This is a genomic window from Amycolatopsis sp. NPDC023774 (genome assembly GCF_040639695.1).
Classification (GTDB): domain Bacteria; phylum Actinomycetota; class Actinomycetes; order Mycobacteriales; family Pseudonocardiaceae; genus Amycolatopsis.
On the sequence record NZ_JBFAAJ010000001.1, the window covers coordinates 285,891 to 304,541 of the forward strand.

Below are 18,651 nucleotides of genomic sequence, written 5' to 3' on the forward strand. Positions count from 1 at the left end.
GTTGGCGGGCGTGCGGAGGGAGCGGGCAACGCAACCGCCGCCCCCGGAACTCGAGTGGCCTGGCGCAAATCCACTCAGCGCGCGGCGGGCGTTGGGTGCTCAGATGAAAACTTGAGATCGACGTGGGAGAGCGGCTGCCCGTACACGAAACTGCGCAGCCGGCCGGTCGCGGTGAGCCTGACGAACAGTTCGGCGTGGGCCCTGCGCACAGTGTCCGGGCCGGACTCGTCCAAAACGGACAGAGCGCGGATGGTGTAGCGCGACTGAGCAGTGAAATCGGCAGTGGAATCGGCAGTGAAGTCCGGGCCGTTCGGCCGGGCGTAGGCGCCACCGAGGAGGTCGACGATCAGGACCGTCGGCACGGGCGCGCCGGGGCCGGCGTGCTCCAGGATCGCGTCGATCGTGGTGTCGGGCAGCTGCGCGACCACGCGGTTGTCGCCGAGGTACGCGTGGGGGTGCGGCGGCTCGGCGGCGATGGAGCCGGAGTCGGTGAACGGCATGGTCTTGAGCGTGTCCACGAGCGGTCGCAGCGCGCGCAGGGGTGCGACGAGCCGCGGGCCGTCGTCGCCGAGGTGGGCGATCCGGACGTGGGCGATGTGCTTGCCGCGCAACGGTTCCGGCACCATCGGCAGGTCCGGGTAGGGGATCAGGGCGAGTGACGTGGTGAGCGCGTCGGGCAGATCGGCGGTCCAGTCGCGCCAGGTGCGCAGGACCTCGGGCAGCTTGGGGGTGTCGAAGGAGAGGCCGCCGCCGTACAGGCTGGTCACGCGGACGAGGCCGAACTCCAGTGAGGCGATCACGCCGTCGCCGAGGTCGGTGGTGCGCTCGATCGCGCCGTCAGCGGTCACGACGTCGGCTGAGCGCACTTGGCCGGCGGCGAGGCCGTAGCGGCGTCCGAGCAGGCTGAAGCCGCCGCCGAGCGTGTAGCCGACCACGCCGACGCCGGGTGCCGAACCGCTGAGCGGTGCGAGCCCGTGCGCGGCGGCGGCTTCGAGCACCTTGCCCCAGGTGGTGCCGGCCTCCACCCGGGCGACCGCGTTGACCGCGTCGATTTCGACAGCCTGCATGCGTGTCGTCGAGATCAGCACCCCGTCGGCCGGGGCGCGCAGGCCGTGGCCGGTCGCCTGGACCGCCACCCGCAGGTCGTGGGCCGCGGCGTGGCGCACGGCCTCGGCGATGTCGTCGGCCGTCCTGGCGGCGACGACCAGCTTCGGTGTCGACTGGATGCCGGTCTGGAAGCCGGCGATTTCCTCGCGGTAGCCGTCCTGGCCAGGGGTGAAGGTTTGCATGACTCCAGCCTGACGAGCCGCCGTCGAGAAGTACAAGAGATAGTACTTCCTCCAGCTAGAATCAGTGCTTATGGAACTGCATCAGCTCGAGTACTTCGTGGCCGTCGCCGAAGAAGCCAACTTCACGCGCGCCGCGGCCCGGCTGCACGTCGCGCAGCCCGGCGTCAGCGCGCAGATCCGGCGCCTGGAACGCGAACTGGGGCAGCCGTTGTTCGACCGCTCGGGACGCGCGGTGCGGCTCACCGACGTCGGCGCCGCCGCGTTGCCGCACGCCCGCGCCGCGCTCGCCGCGGTGGCCGCCGTGCGCGAGACCGTCGCCGAGCACGAGGGTCTCGTCCGCGGGCAGGTGGCGATGGGGATCGTGACGTCGGCGGGACCGGTCGCGCTGCCCGATTTCCTGGCCGCCTTCGCCGAGCGCTACCCGGGCGTCGAGATCACTCTCGGCGAGGCCAACTCCGACGTGATGGTCGAGGCGCTGCGCGAAGGCCGCCTCGACGTCGCCGTGATCGGGCTGGCCGACGGCGTGCCCGCGGGCCTCACCGCGCAGGTGGTGCTCGACGAGGCCGTCGTCGCCGTCACTGCGCCTGGTGATCCGCTGGCTTCGCGCGACGAAGTCGCGTTCGCAGACCTGGCCGACCGCGGCCTGATCTGCCTGCCGAAGGGCACGGGCGTGCGCGGCGTCCTCGACCGCGGCTTCGCGACGGCGGGCGTCCACCCGCGCGTGACGATCGAGGCCAGCGACCCGAACGTGTTGGCGCAGCTGGCGATGCGCGGCCTCGGCGTGGCGATCGTGCCGGAATCCCTCGCGCGGTACTACGCCGCCGAGCTGCACACGCTGCAGCTGCGGCCGCGGCTGCGCGGCCAGCTGGCGCTGGCGTGGCGCGCCGACGGCCCGAGCGGTCCCGCCGCGCGCACGTTGATCGAGTTCGCCCGCTCGGTGCTCTAGCGCGCCGCGAGCTCCCCGGTGAGCCGGTCGTGCATGCGGGCGCTCGGTGAGTTCAGGCCGACGATCTCGACGGTTTTGCCGCGTGCGGCGTACTTCGTGGTGATGGCGTCGAGCGCGGCGACGGTGGAGGCGTCCCAGATGTGGGCGTCGGTGAGATCGAGGACGACGTGCGCGGGGTCGCCGGCGTAGTCGAAGCGGGAGACGAGGTCGTTGCTGGAGGCGAAGAACAGCTCGCCGGTGACCGCGTAGACGACCTGGTTGCCGTCCGGGTCCACGGCGGCGGTCACGCCGAGCAGGCGCGCGACGCGGCGGGCGAAGATGACCATCGTGGTGATCGTGCCGACGACGACGCCGATCGCGAGGTTGCTGGTGGCGATCACGACGGCGACGGTGATCACCATGACGGCGATCTCGCCGGCGGGCATCCGCTTGAGCGTGGCAGGGGCGATGCTGTGCCAGTCGAACGTGCCGAACGCGACGAGCACCATCACGGCCACGAGCGCGGCCATGGGGATGCGCGAGACGAGCGGGCCGAAGACGATGCACAGGATGATCAGGAACGTGCCGGCAAGGAACGTCGACAGCCGTGTGCGGGAGCCGGCGGTCCTGACGTTGATCATGGTCTGGCCGATCATCGCGCAGCCGCCCATGCCGCCGAAGATGCCGGTGACGACGTTGGCGATGCCCTGGCCGATCGCTTCGCGGGTCTTGCTCGACGGGGTGTCGGTGATGTCGTCGACGAGCTGGGCCGTCATCATCGACTCCATCAGCCCGACCAGCGCGAATGCGATCGCGTACGGCGCGAGGAGGGTGAGGGTGTTCATCGTGAACGGCACGTCGGGCACGCCGGGCACGGGCAGCGAAGACGGCAGCGCGCCCTTGTCGCCCACGGTCGGCACGGTGATGCCGGCGCCGATCGTGAGCGCGGTGAGGACGACGATCGAGATCAGCGGCGCCGGCACGGCCTTGGTCAGCTTGGGCAGGAAGACCATGAGCAGCAGGCCGCCGGCGAAGAGCGGGTAGACCGGCCACGGCACGTCGACCAGCGAAGGCAGCTGTGCCAGGAAGATCAGGATCGCCAGTGCGTTGACGAACCCGACCATCACGCTGCGCGGTACGAACCGCATCAGCTTGGCCACGCCGAGCGTGCCGAGCACGATCTGGATCAGACCACCGAGGATCACCGTCGCGACGAGGTAGCCGAAGCCGTGCTCACGCGCCAGCGGCGCCACGACCAGTGCGATCGCCCCCGTGGCGGCGGAGATCATCGCCGGGCGGCCGCCCACGATCGAGATCACCACGGCCATCGTGAACGACGCGCACAGCCCCACCCGCGGGTCGACGCCGGCGATGATCGAGAACGAGATCGCCTCGGGGATCAGCGCGAGTGCCACGACGAGCCCGCCGAGCACCTCGACCCGCGCCACCTTCGGCGACAACCACGCCGGCCGGGCCATCTGGAACACCTTCGGCACGCAACACGCCCTGATTCGCTCGGACGCGCCGCCGGCGCGCCTGGGGTTCACCCCCGGCTTCTCCAGCCCGGCGGCCACTGTGGGGGCGCCGACCAGCCCGTCGCCGGGAGCGGGCCGCCCTCACTGGCGGCTCGGGGCTTGACGTTAGATCAGCGTGAACCGCGTGGTCGCAACCTCCCCGGTCGAGTGCGGTGGAGATCACCCCGTCCCAGCGTGGGCGGCGGGGCCTCCTCCGCGAGCTTCTGCGACCACGACATCGACGCGCCGGCCGCGCGGATGCGTTCGGAGCGGGGCCCGTCGCCGGTGAGGTTCAGGCCGTCGCGCGTTGATCATTTCGACCCGTGCCAGTAATTCCAAGCTGTACTGAAACAGCCGGCCAAGCCAAGGCGCCGACGTCTCTTGACCTGGCGTAAACAGTCGCGTTTCCTTGATCCAGGAGGAGGCGCGATGGGTGACGTGCTCAAACAGGCGATGGTCGGCATCGGCTTGATGGCCGGCAGTGCCAATGTGATCATGCAGCTCGGGCGGCCCGCGGTCGCGTACGGGGTGATGGAGAGCCGCGTCGAGAGCGGGAACCTGTTCAGGCACCCGGTCAAACGCGCGCGCACCACGGGGACGTACCTGGCGGTCGCGACGTTCGGGACGGACGAGGAGCGCAAGGCGTACCGCAAGGCGGTCAACGGGTCTCATCGGCAAATCACGTCTACAAAGGACAGCCCTGTCGGTTATAACGCCTTCGATCCGGAGCTGCAGCTGTGGGTCGCCGCGTGTCTCTACAAGGGACTCGAGGACGTCCACGTGGCGTTCTTCGGCAGCGCCGCGCCCGAGGAGCTGTACGCCGAGGCGGTGGTGCTCGGCACGACGCTGCAGGTACGGCCGGAGATGTGGCCCGAGAACCGCGAGGTGTTCGCGAAGTACTGGGCCGACGGGCTCGACCGCGTCGCCATCGACGACCGCACCCGCGCGTACCTCACGGACCTCGTCGACTTGCGGTTCCTGCCGTGGCCGTTCGCGCTGGTGTTCGGGCGGTTCCACCGGTTCGTGACGACCGGGTTCCTGCCCGCGTGCTTCCGCGAGCACATGCGGCTGCCGTGGAGCGAACAAGACCAGCGAACATTCGAACGTCTCACGCGCGGGATCGGGCACGTCGTGCGGCGATTTCCGTGCAGTGTGCAGCGGTTCCCCTACAACGCGTACTTGCGCGACTTCCGCAGGCGCCGCCGCGAGGGCCGTCCGCTCGTGTGAAGCGGTTGACCGGCGCCCGCGCGGTGGGCGAAGGTAGGCCGATGAGCAGCGACGACGTACGCGAGGGTGTCAAATTGACCAATCTCGACCAGCCGCTGTTCGCCGACGCCGGCGCGACCAAACGCGACTTGCTCGACTACCTCGACGGTGTCTCGGAGCGGCTGCTGCCGGTGCTGCACGACCGGCCGCTGTCAGTGGTGCGTGTGCTGCGCGGGCAGGACGCGTTCATGCAGAAGAACCTGCCGAAGTACACGCCCGGGTTCGTGCCGCGCGTGAAGCTGTGGGCCGAGAGCTCGAAGCGGGAAGTTTCCTACGCGTTGTGCAACGACCGCCCCACCCTTCTGTGGTTCGGCAACCAACGCGCGATCGAATACCACCCCACATTGACGCTTCACGACCACCCCGAGGGGCCGACCCATCTGATCATGGACCTCGACCCGCCGGAGGGCGCACCGTTCGGCGTCGCGGTCGCCGGAGCGCGCCTGGTCCGCCAAGCCCTTGTCGACGCGGGGCTCGCCGGTGCGTTGAAAACCAGCGGCTCCAAGGGCGTCCACGTCTTCGTGCCCCTCGCGCCCGGCCAGGCCCACGAGGACGTCGCCGCCGCGACCCGCGCGATCGCCGCCCGCGCGGAACGTCTGGACCCGGAGCTCGCCACCACCGCGTTCATCCGCGAAGACCGCCACGGCAAGGTGTTCCTCGACTCCACCCGCGCCGGCGGTGCGACCGTGGTCGCCGCCTACAGCCCGCGCGTGCGGCCCGGCCTCACCGTGTCGTTCCCGATCCCGTGGTCCGCGGCCGACGACGTGACCCCGCGCGACTTCACCGTCCACACGGCACTCGACCTCCTCGGCAACACCGACCCGTGGGCCACGGAAATGCCCGCACCGCAAGCACTTCCGGACGATCTCGTCGCCGAAGGCCACACCATCCCGATCGCCCGCGTCGCCGCGATGCACGAGGGCAAACGGCGGGCCAAAGCCCGCCGCGAAGCCGACAGCCAAGGCAGCCAAGGCAGCTGAAACGGCTGAGGCAGCCACGGCGGCTAAGGCAGCGCCAGTAAGTCCTCGTGCTCCACAACCACCGAATCGAGCCTCCGCCGATACCCCGACAGATCCAACGTCGGATTCTCCTCCGACGCCGCGGAAACCCAGCCGGAGAACCACGTCTCGATCAACGCCGAATTCTCGGCACCCAGCCGCCACGGCGTCGGCACCCGATGCACTGTGAACCCGCGCTCGGCGAACTCGGCCGCCGCGAACGCCACCGCCTCCGGCCCCAGCCGGCCCTCCCGGCGCTGATGCGCGTTGAACGCCGCCGCCACCGCCTCGTCGCGCGGGTCCGCCGGGGTGAGTGCGACCCGCCCGACCACCGACAACGTCAGCAAGGCCGGCACCCGTGCCCCTGCGCAAGCGTCGACCAACCGCCGGATCTCCTCGGCCGTGAACAGGTCCAGCAACGCCGACGCTGTGACCAATGAGGTTCCCGAAAGATCCGCCGCCGTCAGCCGGGTGACATCACGAACTTCGCCTGTCGCATTCTCGACACCCGCGACAGCCAGCTGCACGAGGCCCGGATCCTGGTCGTGCAGTATCCACCGCTGCGGCCGTGGCAACCGGCCCGTGAGCCAGCGGCTCATGGAACCGGTGCCACAGCCCAGATCGCGGACCACGACCGGCGGCGGCAACGCGAGCGAGTCCACAAGGGACGGGGCACGCGCGACGGAATCCGCACCTTCCCGAAGCCGCAACCACTCCGGCGCGTAGCCGGACGCGTCCACCTCGGTCAAAGCGAACGCTCGTACCCGGCCGAAGCGACGTGCGACTCGTGCAGCGTCACCGAAATCCCCGACAGCCCGTGCGCACCCTCGCCGAGCTCCCCCGCGTGCACGGCGTCGGCCAGCCGGTCGGCGATCACCTTCGCCAGGTACTCCGTGGAAGTGTTGATGCCCTCGAACGCCGGGTCGTCGTCGAGGTTGCGGTAGTTGAGGTCGGCCAGCACCGAGCCCAGCTTCTGCGTCGCGAGGCCGATGTCCACCACGATGTTGTCGGCGTCGAGGTCGGTGCGGCGGAACGTGGCGTCGACGACGAACGTGGCGCCGTGCAGCTTCTGCGCCGGGCCGAACACCTCGCCGCGGAAGCTGTGGGCGACCATGATGTGGTCGCGGACGGTGACGCTGAACAAGGTTGTCTCCTTAGGAATCACAAGAAATCACGGATAAACGATCCGGTGCGCGAGCCCCGGCAGGTCCCCGCCGGCGAGGCGGGAGATCAGCTCCGGCAAGTCTTCGAACGCGGTCTCGCCGGTCACGAGCGCGTCGAACGCCGGGTCGGCCAGCAGCCGCAGCGCCGTGGCCATGCGGTCACCGTAGGTGCGCCGCGCGGCTCGGGCGGGGGAGACCGTGCCCACCTGGCTGCTGCGGATCGTCAGCCGCCGTGAGTGGAAGTTCTCGCCCAGCGGCACGCTCACACGCCGGTCGCCGTACCAGCTCAGGTCCACCACTGTCGCCTCGCGGCCCAGCAGCTCCAGCGACCGCGCGAGCCCCGCGTCGGTCGCGCTGGCGTGCACCACGAGGTCGAGATCGCCCTCGGCGTCCTCCGGCCGCACGTAGCGGATGCCGAACGCCGCCGCGACCTTCTCCCGAGCCGGATCGGTGTCCACGAGCTGGACGTCCACTCCCGGGAAGCGGGAGAGCAGCCCGGCGACGCTGCTGCCGACCATCCCGGCACCCACCACCGCGATCCGGTCGCCGACCAGCGGCGCGGCGTCCCACAGCGCGTTCACGGCCGTCTCCACCGTGCCCGCGAGGATGGCCCGCGCGGCCGGCACGTCTTCCGGCACGACCGTGACCGCCGTGGCCGGCACCACGAACTCGGTCTGGTGCGGGAACAGGCTGAACACTGTCCGCCCCACCAGCTCACTCGGCCCGGCCTCGACGCGCCCGACGTTCAGGTAGCCGTACTTCACCGGGAAGGGGAAGTCGCCCTCCTGGAACGGCGCGCGCATCACCTCGCGCTGGCTCTCGGGCACACCGCCGCGCAGCACAAGACTTTCCGTGCCGCGGCTCATGCCGGAAAACAGGGTCCTGACCAGCACTTCGTCCGGTCCCGGCGCCGGCACCTCCGCCGCCCGGATCTCACCGGTTCCGGCGGATTTGAACCAGAAGGCCTGTCCCGTACGTGTCATGGTCGTCCTCCTCTGCCGCGAGATCGAGGCGATATGGCTGTCACCACCACTACACGATCACGTTCCACCGTGGGTTCACTCGTTCGGCAGCAAGCCGCGGGTGCCGGAGCCCAGGTGGCGCTGCTGGGCGTGCTCGCCCTGACCGTCGGCCTCGGCGCCGCCGGCTGGGCCGCGGGCCTGGCGTACACCGTCGGCCTGTGGGCTCTGCTCGCGGGCGCCGCGCGTAAAGCCGGAGCCCGGTCCCTCGGACCCGCCGACCACGTCACGCTCACCCGCGCGATCCTCATCGGCGGCGTGACGGCGCTGGTCGCAGACCACCTGAACGGGGGAGCGCCGCTCGCCGTGCTCGTGCCGCTGGCGTCCGTCGCACTGGCGCTGGACGCCGTCGACGGGCAGGTCGCGCGCCGCACCGGCACAGCCTCGGCGCTCGGCGCTCGGTTCGACATGGAGTCCGACGCGTTCCTCATCCTGGTGCTCAGCGTGCTGGCCGCGGAGACGTTCGGCTACTGGGTCCTCGCGATCGGCCTGATGCGCTACGCGTTCGTCGCGGCGTCCCGGGCCCTGCCATGGCTCAACGGCGCGCTGCCGCCCAGCCGGGTGCGCAAGGTCGTCGCCGCGCTGCAGGGTGTGCTGCTGGTGGCCGCAGGCTCGGGCCTGCTGCCGCACGTCACGGGCCTGGCCGTCACGGTGGCCGCCCTGGCCACGCTCGTGTGGTCCTTCGGCCGCGACGTCCTCTGGCTGCACCGCGCGCATCGCGCCCACCGCGCCGCCGCTCGCCCGGAAGCCCGCGTCAGCCATCCGACCTGCGTCGTCCGGCCCCGCTCGACCCTGCGTCGCCGGCACCACCTGGCGACTCGCAACCTGTAGCCGAAGAGACGGGGATCACGCGTCCGGGTTGCCCGGTTTTCCCTCGACACAGGGCCTTGCGGGTACCCCCTCCGGGACAGGTCGGCGGTGTCCCTCCGAAGTTCAGCGAACCGGCGCCGGGTCTCCTCGACACGCGCCGCGTGACCATCGCAACCGGTCCCGTCGCGTTCGACGAGCCGATGGAGTTCTCCGCCGACATGCGCGTCACTGGTCGGCTGACGCGAGCCTGGCGGTCATCCGCTCGGCGTCACCGGTGCGGCCGTGGGCCCGAAACAGCTCACGCGCCCGGGCCCAGACGTCGCGGGCGGCGGCCAGGTCACCGAGGGCGGCGTGGGTGTCGCCGAGGTTGGCGAGGATCACGGGCTCGTCGTAGGCGTCTTCGGTGTCGCGGGCGAGCGCGAGGGCGGCGGTGTAGTCGGCCAGCGCCTCCTCGCGTTCGCCCATTGCCGACGCGATATAGCCGAGGCTGTCGAGCGTCACGGTCTCCCCTCGGTGGTGGTCGTGTTTGCGGCACAGCACGAGCGCCTGTTCGCAGTGTTCGCGGGCTTCGGCCAGGAAGCCGAGCTGCGCGGAGTACCAGCCGAGGGTGTTCAACGCGTCGGCCTGGCGCAGGCCGTTGTCGGTGGCGCGGTAGTGCCTCAGCGCGACGGTGGTGTGGTGCAGGGCGCCGTCGAAGTCGCCGCTCTGGCCGAGCGCCCAGCCGAGCGCACGGGAGGCGTCGGCGGCGAGATCCGCGTGCTGCGCAAGGACAAGCGCTTCGCGCAGGTGTCGGATGGCGTGATCGTGGGACCCGGTGCGCGTGTAGGCCGTGCCGAGGTACATCGCCGCGATGGCCTGCGGCTCGGGATCGCCGAGGGCGCGGGCGGCGGCGAACCCGGCCAGCCACGCCGTGAGGTCTTCGCCGAGCTGTCCGTGGATCACGTGGTAACCGCTGACGCACCACGCCAGCCGCCACACGTCTTCGTGCGCGCCGCGCCGCACGGCGTAATCCAGCGTCGCGCGCAGGCTGTGCTGTTCGTCGTCGAACCAGCGCGTCGCGGCTCGGCGGTCGGCCAGCGGGGGCGCGCTGGCTTCCGGAAGATCGATCGACTGGCGTTCCGGCCGCAGCAACCGGTTCGCGACGCCGGCCGTATGCAGCAGGAAGTCGGTGAAGCGCCTGAGTGCTTCGGCGCGTTCAGGCGGGGTGACCAGCTCGTCCGCGTACAGGCGCAGCAGGTCGTGCATCCGGTAGCGGCCGGGCAGGTGCTCCTGCAGCAGGTGCGCGTCGACGAGCCGGCGCAGCACCGCCCGGGGCCGCTCCAGACCGGCCAGTGCGCCCGCGCCCGCGAGGCTCACGTCCGGCCCCGTCGCGGCGCCGAGCAGCCGGAACACGCGCTGGGCTCCCGCGTCGAGGGCTTCGTAGGACCACGAGAACACCGCGCGGACGTTGGTGGCCAGGTCGCCGGCGTCCAGCGCGTCGAGCCGCGCCGACGCGTCCTCGAGCTCGCGCGCCAGCACCTCCAGGCGGAAGCGCGGGTTCGCCCCGGCCCGGCTCGCGACGACGCTGATCGCCAGCGGCAGGCCCCCGCACCAGCGCACGAGGTCGTCGACGGCCGCCGGTTCCGCGGCCACCCGCCGGTCGCCGAGGTGGCGCGTGAGCAGCTCGCGTGCCTCACGTTCGGCGAGCTCACCCAGGTCGAGCAGCTGCGCGCCGCGCACGCCGAGGCCGCCGAGCCGGTGGCGGCTGGTGATCATCACGGTGCACGTCTCGCTGCCCGGCAGCAGCGGTTCGACCTGCGCCGCGTCACGCGCGTTGTCGAGCACCACGAGCAGGCGCCGGCCCGCGGCGAGGCTGCGGTACAGCGCGAAGCCGCCTTCGGGGCCGGCGGGCACGGCCGCGGGTGCGACGCCGAACGCGTCGAGGAACTGGCGCACCACGGCCTCGGGCCGCAGCGGCGCACCGGCCGGGTCGAAGCCGCGGAGGTTCACGTACAGCTGGCCGTCGGGGAACCGGGCGACATTCCGGTGCGCCCACCGCAGGGCGAGCGACGTCTTGCCGATTCCGCCGGCGCCGCCGATCGCGGAGATCGCGACCGTGCCCGAGCCGCCGGCCATCGCGGCGTCGAGCTCGGCCAGCTCCGCGTCGCGCCCGACGAACCACCGCGGCGGCGCGGGCAGCTGGCGCGGCACGGGCGTCTCGCGCGGTGGGCTGAGCTCCGGGTCGGTGGTGAGGATGCGCTGGTGCAGCTCGCGCAGCGCGGGTCCGGGGTAGGCGCCGAACTCGTCGGCGAGCCGGCGTCGGATCCGGTCGTACTCCTCGAGCGCGCCCGCCTGCCGCCCGGCGCGGTAGCGGGCGAGCATCAGCTGGCCGGAGATCCGCTCGTCGAGCGGGAAGGCCACGGCGCGCTGGGCCGCGTCGGCGAGTACGGCGTTGTGCTCACCGAGCCGCAGCGCGAGGTCCGTGCGGTCGAGCTGGGCGGACAGGCGTTCGGTGGCGAGCGTTTCGCGGGCGGCTTCGGCCCACGGGGTGTCGAGGCCGGCGAAAGCGTCGTCACGCCACAGGACGAGGGCCTCGTCGAACAGCTCCGTCCGCCGCTGCGCGCGCGCCTGCGCGACAAGCGCGCGGAACCGCAGCACGTCGACGCTCCCGGGTGGGGTGGTCAGTACGTAGCCGCTCGGGCCGTGCTTGATCTCGACGCCCTCGGCCGCGGCGAGCGTGCGGCGCAGCCGGGACAGGTAGCTGGCGAGCAGCCGGTGCGCGCGGTACGGCCGCTCGGCCGCCCACACGCGCTCGACGAGCCGTTCCGTGGACACGGGCCGGTTGGCGTCGGCGAGCAGCGCGGCCAGCACCCAGCGCTGTCGCGCGTGCCCGAGGTCCACGGGCTTGCCGGCGACGTGCGCCTCCACGGGGCCGAGCAAGCCGAACCGGACCTTGGTCATGGCCCATGCTTACCGCAACCGGGCCGCGGCGTGCGACCGGGAATCCCGCGTGACCTGCGGGTTCGGCGATTCCTCAAAAACTTTCGATCTCACGTGAACCGAACACGACCCCCGCCCCGTGTCACGGGCAAGAGCGGCTCCGGACGGTCCAGGAGCCCGGTCGAACCCCCTGGAGTTCCCCCCATGTTTCGCAAGCACGCCCTGTTTTTCGCTGCCTTCGTGACGGCGGGCGCGGCCCTGCTGTCGGCCTGCGGCGGCCAGACGGACGGCACCCCGAGCGCGGCCCCGGCCGGCGCCGCGGTGGACGCCGGCGACACCGGTGGCCTCGACCTGCTGAGCGGCACCGCCCGCAGCAACAACGCCGCTCGTGACACCGGCGACCTCGCCCCGGCCGGCGCGCCCGCGGAGGTGCGCACCAAGTGGGTGTCGCTGCGCGCCGGCAAGGCGGGCAACCTGAACCCGGTCGTGATCAACGGCGCAGGGATGACGATCTACCGCTTCGACAACGACTCCCCGAAGCCACCGAAGTCCACTTGCAACGCCGACTGCGAGAAGAAGTGGCCGCCGGTCAAGGTCACCAAGGGCACCAAGGTCTTCATCGCCGGCATCAAGAAGTCCGCGATCGGCGTCGTGAAGCGCGACGACGGCTCGCTGCAGCTGACGGTCGGCAACTGGCCCGCGTACACGTTCTCCGGCGACAAGAACCCGGGCGACACCAATGGCGAGGGCGTCGGCGGCACGTGGTTCGGCATGAGCCCCACCGGGGGCAAGGTGCTCGACGGCTCGGGCTCCGGCACCACCACCCCGCCGTCGGGCAACCCGACCCCGTCGGGTGACTCGAAGGCCGCCACCAGCACGATTCTGTTCGACGACGCGTTCTTCAGCGACAACGGTGCTTCGCAGGGCCTGTCCTTCGGTTCCGGTGACAACGCCTGCCAGAACCTGGCCCGCCCCGGTGTCACCTCTTCGCTGACCACCGACGGCAAGCTCAAGCTGTGGACCGGCCCGAACTGCACGGGCAAGTCCACGGTCGTCGACAGCGACGTGAAGGACCTCTCCACGATCGGCTTCGACGACGCCATCCAGTCTGTCCACTTCGGCGCCTGATCTGCTTCGAGCCGGTGCGGCCCCTCGGTCGCACCGGCTCATTTTCCTTGGAGGAGCTATGACTTCGCGGTTCACGTGGGTGGCGACGCTGGTCGTGGGCGCCGTGCTGTTGGCCGGGTGCACCACGGCCGTCCAGGGCAGCGCGCGCGTCGACCGGCCCGACCCGGCCAAGGTCGCCGGCCTCGCCATCACCGACGGTCCGAGCGGCCCGAAGGCCGGCGTCGCGGACACCGACCTGCCCGTCGCCAACACCGACGGCGGCGCGATCGACAAGCTCGCCGCCAACGCGGTCGCCGACGTGCAGCAGTACTGGACCGAGGAGCTGCCGGAGAACTTCGGCAAGGACTACAAGCCCGTCGGGCAGCTCATTTCCTACGACTCGCGCGGCCAGGGCCTGAACCTCTGCGGCTCCAGCACCGCCGGCCTCGTGAACGCGTTCTACTGCCCCTCCGGAGACCTGGTCGCGTGGGACCGCGGCGAGCTCCTGCCCATGCTGAACGACTCCTTCGGCCCGATGTCCGTGGTCGCCGTGCTGGCGCACGAACTGGGCCACGCCGTCCAGACGCGCCTGGGCCTGAGCCCCGACACCCCGTCGATCGTGAAGGAACAGCAAGCCGACTGCTACGCAGGCACCTTCTTCCGCTGGGTCGCCGAAGGCAATTCCCCGCACTTCCAGGTGTCCACCGGCGCGGGCCTCAACCAGATCATGGCGACGCTCTTTTTCATCCGCGACTCCGCCGGCTCCAGCTTCGACACCGCAGGCGCCCACGGCAGCGCGTTCGACCGCGTGTCCGCCTTCCAGTTCGGCTTCACCGACGGCCCGAAGCGCTGCGCCGCCATCGACAACGCCGAGGTCGTCAGCCGTACCAGCCAGTTGCCGTTCTCGGCGAAGGACCTCGCCACGGGCGACGGCAAGGGCAACCTGGACGTCGTGGACCCGGCGAACCTGCAGGACCTCGAGTCGAGCCTGCGCGCCGCGTTCCCCAAGGGCGCCCCCAAGCTCACCTCCGACCCCGAGTCCTGCGCGGACGCTCGCGTGACCACCCCCTCCGCGTACTGCCCGTCGACGGACACCGTGTCGGTCGACCTGAACTCCCTCCGCCGCGTCGGCACCCCACCGTCCCGCGGCACCTCAGGCGGCTTCGGCGACTTCGCCGCGTTCGCCGAGGTGGCTTCCCGGTACGCGTTGTCGGTCGAAAAGGCCTACGGCCTGCGCCTGGACACGGCTTCCACCGGCCAGCTCACGGCCTGCCTGACGGGCATGTGGGCGGGGACGTTGACGCCCGACAAGAAGGCTTCACTGGAGCTTTCGCCGGGTGACCTGGATGAGGCCATCGCGGAGCTGTTGTCGCCCAAGAGCGTCATCGCTTCCGACCCTTCCGGCACGACGGTGCCCTCGGGTTTCGCCCGGGTGGAGGCCTTCCGCGACGGGTTCACGTCGCCGACTGTTGCCACGTGCACCAGTAAGTACGGCGGCTGAGGTCGGTTTCCGCGGCCCTTCCTCGCTGTTTTCGGCGGGGGAGGGCCGTTTTCGTCGCTGGTTCCTGAGGCACGAATCCCGGCAAACCCACGGACCACGCCGATGTTCTCGGGCAATGATTTCCCTCTGCTCCACGGCTCGCACCCTTCGGCAGCTCTTTTCGACGGCTGCCCACGCTGAACCAAGGAGTGCCATGGGCAAGACCGTCCTCGGTCTGCTGGTCCTCCTCGCGCCGCTCGTACCACGGCTGCGTTCCACGGTCTGGCACGCTCGCCGGCGTCGTCGTGGGTGCCGCGGTGCCACTGGCGCGGCCGGTGTCCGCGCGAGGCGTCGAACACCGGCCGGCGGCTCGGCTCTGACCACGGTGTCGTCGCGGGCGGTCAGGCAGAGTCCTACGACGGCGAGGCCCGAGGGCTTCGTTGTCAGCCACTCGTTCCAGCGCGGCACCACTCGGTCGCGGCCTCACCGAAGCCGCCTGGCCATCAGCCACCGCATCGCCGACCGGCTCGGCACTTTCCGGGCGACGGCGACGCTCACGTAGCCCGTTGCAGCACGTTCTCGTGGAAACCGATCTCGTCGATCTCCGTTTCGAGGACGGAACCTTCGCAGAGCCACAGCGGAACCTCCTCGTGTCCGGCCGCGACGACGTCACCCGGCTCGAGCCGCACGCGCTGCGAAACGCGGTGGACCAACGCGGCGAAGTCCAGGTCGCCCGTGTCGGTCTTCTGCACCGGACGGCCGTCGACGAAGCTGTGCAGGGCGAGTCGGGGCCGTAGACCTCCTGGCAGCTCGTCGGGAGTCACCAGGGCGGGACCGAGTGCCAGCCACGGCACGGTGACCTCGTTCAAGATCGAGAATCCCGCGATGGTGCCGCGCCGCCCGATGACCGCTGCCGGCTCGACCTTCCATCTGACGGCCACGGATCCCTGCGGCAGCACGATCGCGTCTCGCGGCCCGGCCAGCGACTGCGGCCGGGTTACGTGGAAAGATCGCCGGTCCAGGTCCACCCGGACCACCTTGCCCGGGTGAGCCAGCAACGGTGCCCGGTCGCAGAACATCGCCTCGTGCGTCTGTCGTCCGGTGGCGAGTGGCCATTGTGGATCAAGCAGCAGTGCGCCGACATCCGGGTACGGCAGCTCGACGAGCGTGCCGTCGCCCTCGGTCCGCGCCGCGCGAGTGCCGCCGCTGGTGCGGATCGTGGTCAGTTTCATGCCGGGCCTCCTGGAAGGTTCAAGCGGGTGACGTCCGGGTCAGTAGGACACCGGGGTGGCCCGGAGAAATTCGGACGGCGAAGGTATGGATTCGTCGTTCCCGGTTATCGGTCAGTGCTCGGACTCGCGGAACCTTGACATTATATATCCAGATTCGTATCGTTCGACGGCACCGACCGCTGACCGACTGTGGCCGATACGGTGTCGTAGCAGGAGGAGAATCCGGCTGGCAAGGATCCTGATCGTAGGCGGTGGCTTCGCGGGGGTATGGAGTGCTGCGAGTGCGGCGAAGCTTTGCCAGCAACGCGGACTGTCCGAAAGGACCTTCAGGTCGCCGTGGTGAACGCCGGTGACGACATGGTGATCCGGCCGCGGCTCTACGCGGCGGATCCCGACCGCATGCGCGTGCCGCTCGACCGGGTGCTCGGCCCGATCGGCGTGCACCGTGTCGCCGGCACCGGGGTCGGCATCGACACCGACACGCGCACGGTCTCCACGGTCCGCCGCGACGGGACCACCGCCACGCTGGGCTACGACCGCCTCGTGCTCGCTTCGGGCAGCCAGGTCGTGCGGCCCGCCCTGCCCGGCGCCGAGCACCTCTTCGACATCAACACCCTCGCCGGCGCGGCCGCTCTCGATACGCACCTGCGCCGGCTGCCGGACCGTGAAGCCGGGCCGGACAGGTTCACCGCCGTGGTCGTCGGCGCCGGGTTCACCGGGTTGGAGATCGCAACCGAGCTCGTCGGACGGCTGAAGGAGCTGGCCGACGACGTCCGCGTGGCGCTCGTGGAGCGGCTCGACGCCGTCGGGCCGGAGCTGGGCGCGGGGCCGCGGCCGGCGATCGAGAAGGCCCTCGCCGACCTCGGCGTCGAGGTGCGACTCGGCGTCAGCGTGGAGGAGCTCGCCCACGACAAGGTGCGGCTGTCCGACGGCACGGTGATCCCGGCGTCGACGGTCGTGTGGACGGCCGGCATGACGGCCAGCCGGCTCACGTCGTTCATCGCGGCGGAGAAGGACCATCTCGGCCGCCTGGACGTGGACGAGTACCTGCGCGTTCGAGGTGTCCCCGACGTGTTTGCCGCGGGGACACCGCGGCCGCGCTGTCGCCCGCCGAGGGCCGCGTGGTGATGCAGAGCTGCCAGCACGCCCTTCCCCAGGGCAAGTTCGCGGGGCACAACGTCGCCGCGGACCTGCTGGACGAGGCCCTGGTCCGGTTCGAGCCGGCGCCCTACGTCACCTGCCTCTCGCTGGGGCCGGCGGGCGCGGTCGTCACCTCGGGCTGGGACCGCGAGGTGCAGCTGACCGAGCGTATCGCGAAGGATCTCAAGCACACGATCAACGAGCAGTGGATCTACCCCCCGGTCGACGACCCGGCAGAATTGCTGAACCAGGCTGTCCGTACGCCGCCTGGCCGGAGTACGAGCCGGCTGGAACAGTGGAGTCGCTCGCGGTGTGAGCCGAGGTCGGTCGGAGGTGAGGTCCGGATGGAGCTGCGGCACCTGCGGTACTTCGTCGCCGTCGCCGAGGAGTGCCACTTCGGCCGCGCGGCCGACCGGCTGCACATCGCCCAGCCCGCGCTGTCGCACCAGATCAAGCAGCTCGAGGCCGAGCTCGGCGTCGAGCTGCTGACGCGGACCACGCGCAAGGTGCAGCTCACGCCCGCGGGTCAGCGCTACCTCGATCGGGCTCGAGCCGTGCTGACCTCGGTGGACGCCGCGAGCGTCGAGGCCGGCCGCGTCGCCCGGGGTGACGTCGGCCGGGTGGCCATCGGCTTCACCGGCTCGGCCACCTACGAGCTGCTGCCCTCGCTCGCGCGGGTGCTGCGCCGCGACTTCCCGGGCATCGAGCTGGACCTCAAGGGCGAGATGCTCACCCCCGACCAGGTGACGGCGCTGGTGGAGGAGACCCTCGACATCGGTTTCCTCCGCCCGCCCGTCCGCGAGCCGGGGCTCGTGGTGCAGGTGCTGCGCCGCGAGCCGCTGATCGCGGTGCTGCCCGCCAGCCACCCGCTCACCGACCGGGACACCGTGCGACTCGCGGACCTGCGCGACGAGCCGTTCATCTGCTACCCCTCCCGCCACCGTTCGGTGGTGTACGACGCCGTGTTCGACGCGTGCCAGCAGGCCGGTTTCGTACCGTCCGTGGTGCAGGAAGTCGGCGAGACGTCCACTCTGGTCTCGTTCGTCGCGGGTGGGCTGGGCGTCGCGCTGGTGCCCGCGTCCGTGCGGCACCTGCAGATCACCGGCTCGCAGTACCGCCCGCTGGCGGGCACGACCCGTGAGGTCCAGCTGGCCGCCGCGACGCGCGCGGACGACCTCTCACCGCACGTCGCCAAGGTGCTTTCGCGCGCTCACTCGCTGCTCGGCGGTCCGCGCTGAACCGGCCCGATTGATAAGCCACATCTATCGATCGTGAAGTTGTAAGTATTTCTCATTTCCGAATCCGTCGGAAACAATCGTGAAATGCCAGGTATTCCCTGGTCGAGGTTTGCCCGGACTCAAGGAGGAGCCGTGACCCCGTTCATGCTGGCTGTCCAGTCGTTGCTGGACGGGGAGGAAGCCCCCGTGCCGGCCACCGAACCGGCCACCCCGAGATCGGTGGCCGTGGCCACCGACGAGCAGGTGATCATCCGTTCCCTCGCCGAGCAGCTGGTGTGCGAAGCCAACGCGATCCTCCGCGAGCACGGGCCGGTCTTCAGCCTCGTCGACGACAGCATCGACGGCGAACTCGCCTTCACCGTGGGCTTTTCCGACCGCAGGGCGCGCGTCCGCACCGCGATGTCCGGTCGGGAAGCGACCGTGCAGCTCGTGATCGCCGGGGAAACCGACGAGGTCCCGCGGCGCCTGGCCGGCGACGAGGAGCTCCGGGCGCTGCTGCTGAGCCTGCTGAGGCCGGCCCCCCTCCCCGCCCACCACTGACCTGGAAGAGG

General features: G+C 71.0%; 16 protein-coding genes. 9 read left to right on the forward strand and 7 right to left on the reverse strand.

The window, feature by feature from the left end:
* Positions 1-74: 74 nt before the first annotated feature.
* Positions 75-1,289 carry an FAD-dependent oxidoreductase gene (locus tag AB0F91_RS01445; RefSeq protein WP_360593769.1) on the reverse strand — a complete coding sequence of 405 codons (1,215 nt, stop codon included), beginning with the start codon at positions 1,287-1,289 and terminating at the stop codon, positions 75-77.
* A gap of 70 nt (positions 1,290-1,359) precedes the next feature.
* Here AB0F91_RS01445 and AB0F91_RS01450 point away from each other — a divergent pair, with 70 nt between their 5' ends.
* Positions 1,360-2,235, forward strand: a complete 876-nt coding sequence (locus tag AB0F91_RS01450; RefSeq protein WP_360593770.1) for a LysR family transcriptional regulator — start codon at positions 1,360-1,362, stop codon at positions 2,233-2,235.
* On the opposite strand, the gene AB0F91_RS01455 is transcribed toward AB0F91_RS01450, so the two are convergent.
* On the reverse strand, positions 2,232-3,692 hold the full coding sequence (locus tag AB0F91_RS01455) for a SulP family inorganic anion transporter (RefSeq protein ID WP_360593772.1): 1,461 nt from the start codon (positions 3,690-3,692) through the stop codon (positions 2,232-2,234). The genes AB0F91_RS01450 and AB0F91_RS01455 overlap by 4 nt on opposite strands.
* 465 nt (positions 3,693-4,157) lie before the next feature.
* On the opposite strand from AB0F91_RS01455, the gene AB0F91_RS01460 reads away from it, so the two are divergent.
* Both AB0F91_RS01460 and AB0F91_RS01465 read left to right on the forward strand, forming a co-directional pair.
* Positions 4,158-4,955 (forward strand): oxygenase MpaB family protein, encoded by a 798-nt coding sequence (locus tag AB0F91_RS01460; RefSeq protein WP_360593773.1) that lies wholly within the window; start codon positions 4,158-4,160, stop codon positions 4,953-4,955.
* 41 nt (positions 4,956-4,996) lie between these two features.
* The gene (locus AB0F91_RS01465) at positions 4,997-5,974 is read left to right on the forward strand and encodes an ATP-dependent DNA ligase (RefSeq protein ID WP_360593775.1); all 978 of its coding nucleotides are present in this window, start codon (positions 4,997-4,999) and stop codon (positions 5,972-5,974) included.
* Between the two features lie 23 nt (positions 5,975-5,997).
* Here the strand turns inward: AB0F91_RS01465 and AB0F91_RS01470 are convergent, their stop codons facing one another.
* Genes AB0F91_RS01470 through AB0F91_RS01480 form a run of 3 tightly spaced genes read right to left on the reverse strand, consistent with a single transcriptional unit; the run spans position 5,998 to position 8,138 of the window.
* Positions 5,998-6,732 carry a class I SAM-dependent methyltransferase gene (locus AB0F91_RS01470; RefSeq protein ID WP_360595100.1) on the reverse strand — a complete coding sequence of 245 codons (735 nt, stop codon included), beginning with the start codon at positions 6,730-6,732 and terminating at the stop codon, positions 5,998-6,000.
* Positions 6,733-6,737: 5 nt separating this feature from the next.
* Positions 6,738-7,136 (reverse strand): 6-carboxytetrahydropterin synthase, encoded by a 399-nt coding sequence (locus AB0F91_RS01475; protein ID WP_354874893.1) that lies wholly within the window; start codon positions 7,134-7,136, stop codon positions 6,738-6,740.
* Between the two features lie 27 nt (positions 7,137-7,163).
* A complete protein-coding gene (locus AB0F91_RS01480) occupies positions 7,164-8,138 on the reverse strand; it encodes a zinc-binding alcohol dehydrogenase (protein ID WP_360593777.1) in 975 nt (324 codons plus the stop codon).
* Positions 8,139-8,207: 69 nt separating this feature from the next.
* Between AB0F91_RS01480 and AB0F91_RS01485 the strand changes: the two genes are divergently transcribed.
* A complete protein-coding gene (locus AB0F91_RS01485; protein WP_360593779.1) occupies positions 8,208-9,005 on the forward strand; it encodes a CDP-alcohol phosphatidyltransferase family protein in 798 nt (265 codons plus the stop codon).
* A gap of 204 nt (positions 9,006-9,209) precedes the next feature.
* Here the strand turns inward: AB0F91_RS01485 and AB0F91_RS01490 are convergent, their stop codons facing one another.
* Positions 9,210-11,924 (reverse strand): BTAD domain-containing putative transcriptional regulator, encoded by a 2,715-nt coding sequence (locus AB0F91_RS01490; protein ID WP_360593781.1) that lies wholly within the window; start codon positions 11,922-11,924, stop codon positions 9,210-9,212.
* A gap of 183 nt (positions 11,925-12,107) precedes the next feature.
* Here AB0F91_RS01490 and AB0F91_RS01495 point away from each other — a divergent pair, with 183 nt between their 5' ends.
* Both AB0F91_RS01495 and AB0F91_RS01500 read left to right on the forward strand, forming a co-directional pair.
* Positions 12,108-13,031, forward strand: a complete 924-nt coding sequence (locus AB0F91_RS01495; protein ID WP_360593783.1) for a hypothetical protein — start codon at positions 12,108-12,110, stop codon at positions 13,029-13,031.
* 58 nt (positions 13,032-13,089) lie between these two features.
* Positions 13,090-14,511, forward strand: a complete 1,422-nt coding sequence (locus AB0F91_RS01500; RefSeq protein ID WP_360593785.1) for a neutral zinc metallopeptidase — start codon at positions 13,090-13,092, stop codon at positions 14,509-14,511.
* Between the two features lie 533 nt (positions 14,512-15,044).
* Here AB0F91_RS01500 and AB0F91_RS01505 read toward each other — a convergent pair.
* Positions 15,045-15,722, reverse strand: coding sequence for a fumarylacetoacetate hydrolase family protein (locus AB0F91_RS01505; protein ID WP_360593787.1), 678 nt, complete (start codon positions 15,720-15,722; stop codon positions 15,045-15,047).
* A 339-nt stretch (positions 15,723-16,061) separates the two neighbouring features.
* Between AB0F91_RS01505 and AB0F91_RS01510 the strand changes: the two genes are divergently transcribed.
* The 3 genes from AB0F91_RS01510 (at position 16,062) to AB0F91_RS01520 (ending at position 18,640) form a co-directional block, all read left to right on the forward strand.
* The gene (locus AB0F91_RS01510; protein ID WP_360593788.1) at positions 16,062-16,850 is read left to right on the forward strand and encodes an FAD-dependent oxidoreductase; all 789 of its coding nucleotides are present in this window, start codon (positions 16,062-16,064) and stop codon (positions 16,848-16,850) included.
* Positions 16,850-18,100, forward strand: coding sequence for a LysR substrate-binding domain-containing protein (locus AB0F91_RS01515; RefSeq protein ID WP_360595102.1), 1,251 nt, complete (start codon positions 16,850-16,852; stop codon positions 18,098-18,100). Before AB0F91_RS01510 ends, AB0F91_RS01515 begins: the two co-directional genes overlap by 1 nt.
* A gap of 132 nt (positions 18,101-18,232) precedes the next feature.
* Complete coding sequence (locus AB0F91_RS01520; RefSeq protein WP_360593790.1) at positions 18,233-18,640, forward strand: hypothetical protein; 408 nt, start codon at positions 18,233-18,235, stop codon at positions 18,638-18,640.
* The last annotated feature ends 11 nt before the right edge of the window (positions 18,641-18,651 follow it).

What these genes read in the sequence shown, in the direction of transcription:
- AB0F91_RS01445 (WP_360593769.1), bottom strand. Translation starts at nt 1,289, where the DNA reads ATGCAAACCTTCACCCCTGGCCAGGACGGCTACCGCGAGGAAATCGCC.
- AB0F91_RS01450 (WP_360593770.1), top strand. Translation starts at nt 1,360, where the DNA reads ATGGAACTGCATCAGCTCGAGTACTTCGTGGCCGTCGCCGAAGAAGCC.
- AB0F91_RS01455 (WP_360593772.1), bottom strand. Translation starts at nt 3,692, where the DNA reads ATGGCCCGGCCGGCGTGGTTGTCGCCGAAGGTGGCGCGGGTCGAGGTG.
- AB0F91_RS01460 (WP_360593773.1), top strand. Translation starts at nt 4,158, where the DNA reads ATGGGTGACGTGCTCAAACAGGCGATGGTCGGCATCGGCTTGATGGCC.
- AB0F91_RS01465 (WP_360593775.1), top strand. Translation starts at nt 4,997, where the DNA reads ATGAGCAGCGACGACGTACGCGAGGGTGTCAAATTGACCAATCTCGAC.
- AB0F91_RS01480 (WP_360593777.1), bottom strand. Translation starts at nt 8,138, where the DNA reads ATGACACGTACGGGACAGGCCTTCTGGTTCAAATCCGCCGGAACCGGT.
- AB0F91_RS01490 (WP_360593781.1), bottom strand. Translation starts at nt 11,924, where the DNA reads ATGACCAAGGTCCGGTTCGGCTTGCTCGGCCCCGTGGAGGCGCACGTC.
- AB0F91_RS01495 (WP_360593783.1), top strand. Translation starts at nt 12,108, where the DNA reads ATGTTTCGCAAGCACGCCCTGTTTTTCGCTGCCTTCGTGACGGCGGGC.
- AB0F91_RS01500 (WP_360593785.1), top strand. Translation starts at nt 13,090, where the DNA reads ATGACTTCGCGGTTCACGTGGGTGGCGACGCTGGTCGTGGGCGCCGTG.
- AB0F91_RS01505 (WP_360593787.1), bottom strand. Translation starts at nt 15,722, where the DNA reads ATGAAACTGACCACGATCCGCACCAGCGGCGGCACTCGCGCGGCGCGG.
- AB0F91_RS01515 (WP_360595102.1), top strand. Translation starts at nt 16,850, where the DNA reads ATGCAGAGCTGCCAGCACGCCCTTCCCCAGGGCAAGTTCGCGGGGCAC.